At 65.7% G+C, this 11,812-nt stretch carries 7 protein-coding genes; 4 read left to right on the top strand and 3 right to left on the bottom strand.

All coding sequences use genetic code 11. The features are described 5' to 3' along the window. Window positions 1-80: 80 nt before the first annotated feature. From hpnI to hpnK, 3 genes are all read left to right on the top strand, one after another. Entirely contained in the window at window positions 81-1,295 is a 1,215-nt protein-coding gene (hpnI, locus tag ACYQOP_RS23535; RefSeq protein ID WP_311274679.1) for a bacteriohopanetetrol glucosamine biosynthesis glycosyltransferase HpnI, read from the top strand. 57 nt (window positions 1,296-1,352) lie between these two features. After that, entirely contained in the window at window positions 1,353-2,789 is a 1,437-nt protein-coding gene (gene hpnJ, locus ACYQOP_RS23530) for a hopanoid biosynthesis associated radical SAM protein HpnJ (protein ID WP_056423872.1), read from the top strand. A gap of 489 nt (window positions 2,790-3,278) precedes the next feature. Further along, window positions 3,279-4,118: a hopanoid biosynthesis-associated protein HpnK gene (gene hpnK / locus ACYQOP_RS23525; RefSeq protein ID WP_461225444.1), complete on the top strand. Its 840-nt coding sequence runs from the start codon at window positions 3,279-3,281 to the stop codon at window positions 4,116-4,118. A 104-nt stretch (window positions 4,119-4,222) separates the two neighbouring features. Here the strand turns inward: hpnK and ACYQOP_RS23520 are convergent, their stop codons facing one another. Then, complete coding sequence (locus ACYQOP_RS23520; RefSeq protein ID WP_461224466.1) at window positions 4,223-6,889, bottom strand: MMPL family transporter; 2,667 nt, start codon at window positions 6,887-6,889, stop codon at window positions 4,223-4,225. 763 nt (window positions 6,890-7,652) lie between these two features. On the opposite strand from ACYQOP_RS23520, the gene hpnH reads away from it, so the two are divergent. Beyond that, window positions 7,653-8,816, top strand: coding sequence for an adenosyl-hopene transferase HpnH (gene hpnH / locus ACYQOP_RS23515; protein WP_018044393.1), 1,164 nt, complete (start codon window positions 7,653-7,655; stop codon window positions 8,814-8,816). A gap of 98 nt (window positions 8,817-8,914) precedes the next feature. Here the strand turns inward: hpnH and ACYQOP_RS23510 are convergent, their stop codons facing one another. Both ACYQOP_RS23510 and shc read right to left on the bottom strand, forming a co-directional pair. After that, on the bottom strand, window positions 8,915-9,622 hold the full coding sequence (locus ACYQOP_RS23510; protein ID WP_311274677.1) for a phosphorylase: 708 nt from the start codon (window positions 9,620-9,622) through the stop codon (window positions 8,915-8,917). A 155-nt stretch (window positions 9,623-9,777) separates the two neighbouring features. Next, on the bottom strand, window positions 9,778-11,775 hold the full coding sequence (gene shc, locus ACYQOP_RS23505; protein WP_207410755.1) for a squalene--hopene cyclase: 1,998 nt from the start codon (window positions 11,773-11,775) through the stop codon (window positions 9,778-9,780). Between the last annotated feature and the right edge of the window lie 37 nt (window positions 11,776-11,812).

Genomic DNA, 11,812 nt, shown 5'->3' with positions numbered 1-11,812 from the left:
CCTGGCCGGACGAACCCGCCCGTGTCGCCTTCCAGACCTTGCGGCACCTTCAACCAAACCGTGACCGAGCTTCGCCCATCATGGACCTCACCTTGACGGATCTGCCTTCGGCGAACCTGAGCTGGCTCTCGCTCCTGTTCCAGTTCATGGCCCTGGCCGGCTGTGTCTACGGGCTGACGGCTGCCTTCCTGGCGAGCCGCTACGCACGCCGCCCCGTTCCGGTCCTGGCGGCGAACGCCGCACGCCCATCGGTAACCATCCTGAAGCCGCTCTGCGGCATGGAGCCCAATCTCTACGAGAACCTCGAGACCTTCTGCCGCCAGGACTACGCCGGCCCGATGCAGGTCGTCTTCGGCGTGCAGAACGCCACCGATCCGGCGATCGCCGTGGTGCGCCGCCTCGCCGAAACCTATCCCGACCTGAAGCTCGACCTCGTCATCGATGCGCGCCAGCACGGCTCGAACCGCAAGGTCTCTAACCTCATCAACATGTCGGCGCTGATCGCCCACGAGGTGATCGTGCTAGCGGACAGCGACATGGTGGCAAAGCCCGATTATCTGGAGCGGATCGTTGCCGAGCTGGCTCAGCCCGGCGTCAACGGCGTCACCTGCCTCTACCATGGCGTACCGGCGAACCGCGGCGTCTGGGCTCATCTCTCGGCGCTCGCCATCGACGTCCAGTTCCTGCCCAATGTCGTGATGGGCACCTCGCTCGGCCTGGCCAAGCCCTGCTTCGGCTCCACCATCGCCTTCACCACCAAGGCGCTCGCCGAGATGGGGGGCTTCGAGGCCTTCCGCGACGATCTCGCCGACGATTACGCGGTGGGCGAAGCCCTGCGCGCCAAGGGCGGTCTCGTGGCGATCCCGACCTTCACGATCGGGCATACCTGCGTCGACACCGATCTCGCCGGCCTGTGGAAGCACGAGTTGCGCTGGAACCGGACCATCCGCAACGTCGATCCGGCCGGGTATGCCGGCTCCATCGTCACCCATGCCTTCCCGCTGGCGCTCATCGGCGCCCTGATTCCGGGAGCCGACACGAGCGGACTCGTGGTGGCGGCCCTGGCGCTCGCCTGCCGCATCATCCTCTGCGTCCGCCTGGAGCGCGCCTTCGGTCTCGCTCCGCACCCCTACTGGCTGTTGCCGATTCGCGACATCCTCTCCTTCATGAACTTCTCCTGGAGCTTCGTGTCGGGGGCGGTGACATGGAAAGGTCACGATTATCGGGTGGTTGCGGACGGTACGCTGATCCCGGAGCGCAGCCTCGGCCACGATGCCGGCGCATCCCCGCTCTGACTCTCGCTTCGCTCTGAACCCGCCCCATTCCCGTCCCTCGCTGAGGCCTTGAACCCCATGCGCACGCTCTTCCTCCAGGCCCCCACCTTCGATGGTTTCGATGGCGGAGCGGGCTCTCGCTACCAGGCCAAGCGCGAGATCAAGTCGTTCTGGTACCCGACCTGGCTCGCCCAGCCGGCCGCCCTCGTGCCGAACTCGAAGCTGATCGACGCCCCCCCGCACAACATCAAGCTCGCTGAGATCGTGGCCCAGGCCAACGATTTCGACCTCGTGGTGCTGCATACCTCGGTGCCGTCCTTCAAGTCCGACGTAAAGACCGTCGAGGCTCTCAAGGCCGCTAACCCCAAGCTCATCGCAGGGCTCATCGGCGCCAAGGTCGCGGTCGACGCGGCGGGTGCCATGGCCCAGGCCCCGTGTATCGATTTCTGTGCCCGCAACGAGTTCGACTTCACCGTCAAGGAAGTCGCCGACGGCACGCCGATGTCCGAGATCAAGGGCCTGTCCTACCGGGACGCCAATGGAGTCGTAGTCCATAACGAGGACCGCGAAATCATGACGGACATGGACCAGCTGCCCTTCGTCACCTCGGTCTACAAGCGCGACCTCCAGATGGAGAAGTACTTCATCGGGTACCTCAAGCACCCCTACATCTCGTTCTATTCAGGCCGTGGCTGCAAGAGCCGCTGCACCTTCTGCCTCTGGCCGCAGACCGTGGGTGGCCACACCTACCGCACCCGTTCGGTCGCGCATGTGATCGAAGAGATCAAGTACTGCCTGAAGGAGTTCCCGCAGACGAAGGAGTTCTTCTTCGACGACGACACCTTCACCGACAATCTCCCGCGCGCCGAGGAGATCGCCCGCGAACTCGGCAAGCTCGGCGTGACCTGGTCGTGCAATGCCAAGGCGAACGTGCCCCGCGAGACCCTGAAGGTGCTCAAGGAGAACGGCCTTCGCCTGCTCCTCGTCGGCTACGAGTCCGGCAACCAGAAGATCTTGAACAACATCAAGAAGGGCATGCGCGTCGAGGTGGCCGAGAAGTTCACCAAGGATTGCCACGACCTCGGCATCGCCATCCACGGCACCTTCATCGTCGGCCTGCCGGGCGAAACCCGCGAGACGATCCAGGAGACGATCGCCTTCGCCAAGCGCATCAACCCGCACACGATCCAGGCCTCGCTGGCCGCCCCTTACCCGGGCACCTTCCTCTACAAGCAGGCCGTGGAGAACGGCTGGCTCGACGTGGAGAATGCCGAGCTCGTCGACGAGAACGGCGTACAGATCGCCCCGCTGCACTACCCGCACCTGTCGCATTCCGAGATCTTCGCGGCGGTCGAGGAATTCTACCGGAAGTTCTACTTCCGCGCCCCGAAGATCGCCTCCATTGTCTCCGAGATGGTGCGCTCGCCCGACATGATGAAGCGCCGCCTGCGCGAGGGTGTGGAATTCTACCGCTTCCTCAAGGAGCGTCAGACCGGCACGTCAAAAGCCGCCTGATCCTCAGGTCGCCCAACCTTCATCGTACGTCACTACCAGCGGCCGGGCTCATCGCCCGGCCGTTCTTGTTTCAGGCGCCCACCGGGTGGTGGTCAGGGCTCGCAAAGCCGGTTCCAACCCCACTCCGCCTGCTCTAGATCCTTGGCGCGGCGCTCGTACGGGCGCGGTCAACGACGAAAGGGTTCGCCTTCCTGCTGTTTGGGCAGCCTCGAACGTTCTCCGGTTCCGACCTTCGGGCAGTCTGGATCGGGCTCTGCAGGCCACGGGCGTTCGCCCGTTCCCACAGCGACGGAGGCTGGCCGGCGGCGGGAGGGATGCGTTGTCCGATCGGATGCCGAAGGGCACCCTTGAGCTCGTGAACTTGCACCTACTTCAAGCCCTCTCTGGCGGGAAAGGCGGCGCGACTCTGGACCACGGCCGCGATGCTTTCGCCGGCGTATCGCCCGACCACCCGAACGACGAGGACCATCGAGCATGACCAAGGCCGCCATGAAACGCCTGATCGTCACCGCCGACGATTTCGGCCTGAGCCGGGAAGTGAACGAGGCTGTCGAGCAGGCCCATCGCGAGGGCATCCTCACCGCTGCCAGCCTGATGGTCTCGGCACCGGCGGCGGCCGACGCGGTGGCCCGCGCCCGGCGCCTTCCCTCCCTTCGCGTCGGACTGCACCTCGTCATGGTCGAGGCCTGGCCGACGCTTCCCCCGGCCGAACTGCCCGACCTCGTGGATGCGGACGGGCTGATCCGACGCGACATGGGTCGCCTCGGCCTCGACCTCGCGGTGAAACCTTCGGCACGGCGGCAGCTTTCAGCGGAAATCACAGCGCAGTTCGAAGCTTACAGAGCCACTGGGCTGCCCCTCGACCACGTCAACGCCCACAAGCATTTCCATGTGCATCCGCTCATCGCCGGGCGCGTCCTGGCCATCGGCCGGGGATACGGCATGCGGGCGATCCGGGTGCCGCGCGAGCCCCGCGCCGTGCTACGCGCCGCAGAGCCCGGTGCGACGCCGAAGCCGGCCCTCGACATCGCCCCCTGGGCCGGGCTCCTCGCGGTTCGCGCCCGCCAGGCCGGCTTGCTGATCCCCGACCGCACTCTGGGCCTGGCATGGTCCGGCGCGATGACGCCGCAGCGTGTGGCGGGGCTCCTGCGGCACCTGCCGGATGGGTTGACCGAGCTGTATACCCATCCCGCCACGCGCGGCGGCTTCCCCGGCGAGGCGCCGGGCTACGCCTATGCGGCAGAGCGCGACGCCCTGATCTCGCCGGAGGCAATCGACGCGATCAGGCAGGTCGGTGCGGTCAGAGGCGGCTTCTCGGATTTCCTGTAGCCGTCCGATCGCCGGAACGGGCACGAAAAAGGCCGCCGTCGCTTCACGCGACGGCGGCCTTTTCATTGGCGACCTGGAGAAATCCGAGGATCGGCAGTCCCGGCCTATTTGGCCGAGACCGGCTCCGGCCTCGGGGCTTTCATGCCGGCCATGGCCTCGTCGCCTTCGGGACGGTTCGGGTCAGGCTGCTCCGGCGGGGGACCGAGGAAGGCGGGAACCACGAAGAAGGCGGCGACAAGGGTGAAGAACAGAGACAGGGCCAGGAGCTTGCCCATGCTGGCCGTGCCGGGATGGCTCGACAGGACGAGCGAACCGAAGGCCGTGCCGGTGGTGAGCGCCGAGAAGAAGATCGCGCGCGTCAGGCTGGAGGCCAGCATGTCGGTGACACCCGCCCTCCAGGCGATGACGTAGTAGATGTGGAAGGCGACACCCACCGCCAACATCAGCGGCAGGGCGATGATGTTGGCGAAGTTCAGCGGCATGCCGACCACGTGCAGCGCCATCAGCGTCCACAAGGTCGCCAGCACCAGCGGACCGAGCGTCATCGCCACGTCCCAGGGCTTACGCAGCGCCACCGACAGAATGATGAAGATGGCCACCAGGGCCGTCAGCGCCGCCTGAACGAAGGCGCCGAGGATGGTGTAGCTCGACGAGGTCGTGGCGACGGGAGCACCGGTGGCGTGGGGTGCGACCGACTGCACCTCCTTGGCGAAGCGGCGCAGAACCACGTTGTCGTTGGCATCCCCGCTCGGATGCACCTCGATCCGTGCCCGACCGTCCGAGGCGATCCACTCGGCCTTCAGCTTCGGCGGGATGTTGTCGAGGGTGACCTTCTCTGGAGCCAGCAGGCTCCGAAGGCGGACCAGCAGGGTCTTCAGGTCGGTGGTGACGGCGACGTTCGCCGCCTCCCGAATCTGCGGGGTCGCGGTCGAGAGTGCGTCGAGAGTGCCGGACAGGGAGCCCGCGGCCTTCGCGCCACCGGCATTGCCCGTCGCGATCCCCTTCAGGGCAGCGGCAGCCTCCTTCAACGCCTTGACCGTATCCGCATCAGTCGGCGGCGGCGGCTTGCGGACGGGATTGAGGATCGGTCCGAGGAGCTCGGCCGTCTCCGCGATGGTCGCGAGCTTCTGGTCCTGGTCCGGCGGCACGAAGGTATCGATGTCGATGACCTTCGCGACGGAGGGGAGGGCCTTCAGCTTGGCGGCGAGTTCGGGCACCGCCGCGACCGAAGGCGCGATCACGTCGATGAGGTTCGGGCTCGTCTCGGGATCCTTGATCAGGTCGAGATAGGTCGAGATCGATTCGACCTTGGTGCTGCGCAGGTGCATCGGGTTCGAGTCGAACGGCAGCTTGAACAGGAGCGGGATGCCCGCCACCGTGATCACGCCGACGATGATGAGCACCAGCTTGCGGTTCCGGATGATCCAGGGATCGACGCCCGACAGCCAGGTCGTCTCCACCGCCCGCGCTTCACCCTTGGGCTTGAAGACGGCGATGAGGGCGGGGAGCAGGGTCAGCGAGAACAGATACGCCACGATCATGCCGACGCCGGCGATGAGACCGAGCTCGGACACGCCGCGGAAGGCGGTTGGCAGGAAGGCGAAGAAGCCCGCCAGGAGCGAGATGGCAGCGAGGCTCAGAGACCAGCCGACCCCGCGCGCCGCGGCGCGGATCGCGCTCGACAGGTCGGGCTGCTCGAACCGGTCGGCCCTGTAGCGTACGGCGAACTGGATGCCGAAATCGATCCCCAACCCCACGAACAGGGCCGTGAACGCCACCGAGATCGGGTTCAGCTCGCCCACCATGAGGAGGCCGAGGGCGGTGGTGACGATGAGACCCGCGAAGGTGGTGATGATCACCGCCGTGACCAGGGACGGCGAGCGCAGGGCCAGCCACAGGAACAGCACGATCGCCGCGACGGTGACGCCGTTATTGAGGAGCGCGTCGTCCGAGAGCGTGGCGAACTCGTCATCCGCCACGGCCACCGGGCCGGTGAGGCGCATGCGCGGATTGTCGGCCGCATCGAGGCCGCCGAGGATGTTGATCTTCAGGTCGGTGGCAAGGCCACGAATGAGCTTCGTCGCGTCCGCGCCGGGCTGGAGCGCGGCATAATCCAGCTTCGGCTGGATCATGATGAACTTGCGCAGCTCCGTGCTCTGGGCCTTGCCGCCGGAGAGGAGCAATTGCCAGGACAGACGTGCGGGCTCGCCGGCCAGCACCTTACGCAGGACCTCGTCGATCCGCGTCATCGGACCGTCCAGGTCTTCGAGCTTGGCATCGCCGCTCTTGATGCCCTTGGCCCCGAGGCCGAGCACCCGCATGACGCCGCGCAGGGTCGGGTCGGCCGCGAGCGGACCGAGGAGCCCCTGCTGCTGGACGAGTTGCTCCATGGTCTTGGTCAGCTCCTCCTGCGGCATCAGCAGGAAGCCGTTCTTGTCGTAGAAGGGCCCGCCATCCGGGCGGTACACCGTCTCGATCTGTTCGGGATGGTCGAGCAGCGCCTTGGCGAGGGAGGCGGCCGCCTCCTCGGCGACCTCGGGCGTCTTGCCGTCGATCACCGCCACGAGCGTTCCGGTCCGTTGGGGGAACGCCTTCTCGTAATTGATCTCGTCCTGCCGCCAGGGCACGTCCTTATCGATCAGACGCTCGACATCGGTGTTGATCCGGAACAGATGCGCGCCGAGCGCTGCGCTTCCGATGGTGAGAATCGCCACGAGAGTGATGACGAGCCAGCGCCTGTGGACGGAAAACGCGACGAGACGTTCGATCACAAGTATCCTGCCTGCCTAGCGACGCGGTCGCCCGAATGAGTCCGCCGGTCCCCGCGGATGCGTGGGACGGCCGGCACGTTCGACGTGGAACCGGTCTTGGTCCGGATGTCGGTTACCATCTGTCGGCGCGATCCACGAGTCCCTGGCCACGAGTCCCTGCCAAAGGCTCCTGACAAGGATCGTGAAAGAAATTCCTTTGAGAACCGCCGCGACGCGCCGCTTCTCGCAGATGGGTCGTGCCGACGAGATATCCAATCTCGACCGCGCTCATACCAGTGGGAGCACCTCGCGGTCGACCGTTTCCGTAGTCATCCGCAGGTAGAAATGCAACGAGACAGGGTTATCGGGCCCGGTTCAAGGGATGAGGTGCGTCCGCGCACTGCGGATGAGCTTCGCTGCGGCGCAAGGCGAAACCCTAGCTAGGACATGCCCGGGGCGCCGCTTGGCAGAGTGATGCCGATGACGTGATCACGGCCCGGCGCAGTTCAGGCATACCCTGACCGACTAGGAAAAAGCACCGTGCTTTGGGATAAGGTCCGTCATCATGGCGCGACGGACGTCATCCTGGACCAATGTGCCACGCTCTACCTGTGGCTGGCACGCTCTACCTGTGGCTGGATTGTCCCAGGATCGCTCAAACACGTCCCGTCCGCCCACCAAGGCGTCCCCATCGACCGTGGTTCTAACCTAGTTCGCTGGAATTCCGCCGCTTTTCACGGTAATGCACCCGATCATATCGGGGCCAAAAATAAGGAGCCGCGTCTTGGGTATTCCCCTCCGTTACGTCGCGAAGATTGGCGGCTACATTCTTAAGCAGCACCTCACCGGTCGCAAGCGCTACCCGCTCGTGATGATGATGGAGCCGCTGTTCCGCTGCAATCTCGCCTGCGCCGGCTGTGGAAAAATCGATTACCCGGACGAGATCCTGAACAAGCGCCTGCCCGTGGCCGACGCCCTGGAATCCGTGCGCGAGTGCGGCGCACCCATGGTCGTGATCGCCGGTGGCGAGCCGCTGCTCCACAAGGACCTGCCGCAGATCGTCGAGGGCATCATCGCGCAGAAGAAATTCGCGATCGTCTGCACGAACGCGCTGCTGCTCGAGAAGAAGATCAAGGACTACAAGCCCAGCCCGTACTTCACCTGGTCGATCCATCTCGATGGCGACAAGGAGATGCACGACCAGTCGGTGTGCCAGCGCGGCGTTTACGACAAGGCTGTCTCCGCCATCGCCAAGGCGAAGGAGATGGGCTTCCGCGTCACCATCAACTGCACCTTCTTCAACAATTCCTCGGCCGACAAGATCGCCGACTTCTTCGACACCGTGACGAAGCTCGGCATCGACGGCATCACCGTCTCGCCCGGCTATGCCTACGAGCGCGCGCCCGACCAGCAGCACTTCCTGAACCGCAAGGCCACGAAGGACCTGTTCCGCGGCGTGTTCCGGCACGGCAAGGAGAAGGGCCGCCAGAACTGGACCTTCCAGCAGTCGGGTCTGTTCCTCGACTTCCTGGCCGGTAACCAGACCTACCATTGCACCCCGTGGGGCAACCCGACCCGCACCGTGTTCGGCTGGCAGAAGCCCTGCTACCTGCTCGGCGAGGGCTACGCCGCCACCTTCAAGGAGCTGATGGAGGAGACGGACTGGGATTCCTACGGCACAGGCAATTACGAGAAGTGCGCCGATTGCATGGTCCATTCCGGATATGAGGCCTCCTCGGTGGTCGATTCCGTGAAGAAGCCCTGGAAGCCACTGATCCACGCCATCCGTGGGATCAAGACCGAGGGCGAGATGGCTCCCGAGGTCAGCCTCGAGAACCAGCGCCCGGCCGAGTTCGTGTTCTCGCGCAACGTGGCGCAGAAGCTGTCCGAGATCAAAGCTTCGGGCGTCGACACCAAGCGTGAGGCCCGCAACCGCACGGCGGCCTGACGCCACGAGGAAGCCGTTCTTGCGTCAATAAAAAGCCCCGCGATGCAGCAGCATCGCGGGGCTTTTCGTTCATTGTACTGATTGGATACGGCGGGCAGCTACCGTGCGGCATCACCGGCAGAGCGTCGTGCGCCGGGCTCATCGAAGTCCGGCACGAGGCCAGGACGGCAGCAAGCCAGAGCGGCGAAGGCTCTTCCAGAATCCCTGGCCAAACGGATCAGAGCCGGCATATGGGTCGGGTTTCGACCGAGGGCGGTCAGAACGGCGATGATGTCGGGGTCGCCGTTCGGCTTCAGTGCCGTCGTGACGAAGGCGGGCAGAGCGCGCTCGGCCGGGTCACAGACCACGCGGATCGCGGCGAACGGGATGCCGTGGCGAGCCGCGAAATCCGCCGCCACATGGGATTCCATATCGACCGCCGCCGCCCCGGTAAGGGCATGCAGTTCGGCCTTCGCGGCCACGCTCACGACCGCTGCGTCGACCCCGGCGAGGTCCACCGAGTGCGTCGTCAGATCGGCTCTCGACAGGGCGGAGTGAATCGCGTCGCGCAGGGCGGCGTCGGTCTCGCGGCGTCCCGTTTCATCGGCAATGCCGGTGGCGATCACCACGTCGCCTGGGACCAGCGACGGATCGAGCCCTCCCGCGATGCCGAAGCTGATCACGGCACGACATCCGGGCTCCCGGCGAAGGGCGAGCAGCGCACGAAGGCGCTCCGGAGATCCACCCGCTCCCACGGCCTCGATTCCAGGGCCGGCGGCAAGCCGAGCCTCCTTGGAGAGTCCGGTGACGACGAGGATGGGGAGCATGGGATTTCCAGCCAGCACTCCCTCCCCCTCTGCGGGGGAGGGGGGCCCCCGCGTCAGCGAGGGTCGGGAGAGGGGAGCGACGTTTCCGGAGAGGCCCCCCTCCCGCATGCTTCGCAGGCACTCTCTCCCACAGAGGGGAGAGGGTCGAGGAGAGCCTACATCCCGTAGGCGACAGACCGCGTGTTGCTACGCTTGAGGTTGCGGTAGCGCGCCATGGCCCAGAGCGGGAAGAATTTCGGGTAGCCATGGTAGCGCAGGTAGAACACCCGCGGGAACCCGGTCGCCGTATAGCGCTCCTCCGACCAGAACCCGTCCGCGCCCTGCGTCCGTGTCAGGTAGTTGATGCCGCGCGTCACCGCCGGATCGTCGGCCTCGCCCGCCGCCATCAGGGCGAGGAGAGCCCAGGCGGTCTGGGATGCGGTGGAATAGCCGGGCTCGAAGGCCGGATCGATCTTGTACGACGAGGCATCCTCGCCCCAGCCGCCATCGGGGTTCTGGATGCGGATCAACCAGGACACCGACTTGCGGATCTCTGGCGAGGCCGAATCGACGCCGGCGGCATTGAGCGCGCAGAGCACCGACCAGGTGCCATAGATGAAGTTCATCCCCCAGCGCCCGTACCAGGAGCCATCCTCCTCTTGATCGTCGAGGAGGTATTTCACGCCGCGATCGAGGGCCTTCGAGGTCTCCCGGGTCTCGCCGAGCTGCGACAGCATCGAGACGACGCGGGCCGTGACGTCGGCGGTCGGCGGGTCGAGGAGGGCACCGTGATCCGAGAACGGAATGTTGTTGAGGTAATGGTGGTTGTTGTCGGCGTCGAACGCCGCCCAGCCGCCGTCGCTCGATTGCAGGCCCTCGACCCATTCCCGCGCGCGGGCGATGGAGACGGCATAATCCGGTACGTCGGCAACGAGACCGTGCTGGCGCATCGCCCGATCCATCGCCATCACCACCACGGCGGTGTCGTCGAGATCGGGGAAATGCGGGTTGGCATATTGGAACGCCCAGCCGCCGGGGCGGACATTGGGACGGCCGGCCGCCCAGTCGCCCTTGATGTCGAGCACCTGGAGCGGACGCAGCCAATCGAGCCCGCGCCGGGCCTGGTGCTCGGCATCGGGGCCGCCGGCTTCGAGCAGGGCGTGACCGGCCAAGGCCGTATCCCAGACCGGCGAGAGGCAGGGCTGGACATAGGCCTCGTGCTCCTTGACGACGACCAGCTTCTCGACCGCCTCGCAGGCGATCAGCACCTGCGGGTGATCGGCCGGATAGCCGAGCACTTCGTACATGAGCACGGTGTTGACCATGGCCGGGAAGATGGCGCCGAGGCCGTCCTCGCCGTTGAGGCGCTCGCTCGTCCAGGCCACGGCCTTGTCGATGCCGCGCTGGCGGCGCTTCTTCGGGAAGTAATCCTGCGTGACCTGCAGTAGCCGGTCGATGGCGCCGAAGATCGGCGTCCAGGGCCAAGTCGCATGCGGGCTGCCGGGCCAGGAGCGCACATGCTCCGGCGGCGTCACGAACAATTCGGGAATGCCGAGACCGAGCGGGTTCTTGGCAAGGGGCTTCTTCGCCTGCAGCACCAGCAGGGGCACGATCACGCAGCGTGCCCAATAGGAGATCTTGTCGAGGTGGAAGGGAAACCACTTCGGCAGATGCATGATCTCGACGGGCATCACCGGCACGGCGCGCCAGGGCACCTCGCCGAACAGAGCCAGCAGGAACCGGGTGAACACGTTGGAATTGGCGGCACCGCCACGCGACAGGATCGCCTCGCGGGCGCGACGCATGTGGGGCGCCTCGATCGAGTCGCCGACGAATTTCAGTGCGTAATAGGCTTTCACACTGGCGCTCATGTCGAACGGCCCGTCATGGACCAACGACCACCCGCCATGCTTTCCTTGCGTTCGGCGCAGGTAATTGCCGATCTTGGCCATCAGGTCGGGCGGAATGGTCGTCGCCCGGAACTGGTGGAACATGATGTATTCGGAGGGGATCGTGGCATCCGCTTCGAGTTCGAAACAGAGATGCCCGTCCGCATGGACGAGATTCGTCAGGGCCTGCGTCGCCCGCATGACTCCATGCTCGACGTCGTCCAGGGAAATCTCCTGGGTCTTGGGACGCTGGAGCGTCTCGACCTTCTTGAATGCCTCTCGCATCATCCTCGCCTCAGTGCCGCCTGACGCGGCCCCTTCC

The sequence above is a fragment of the Methylobacterium sp. CM6247 genome (assembly GCF_054817925.1).
This window is presented reverse-complemented; position numbering and strand designations above follow the sequence as displayed.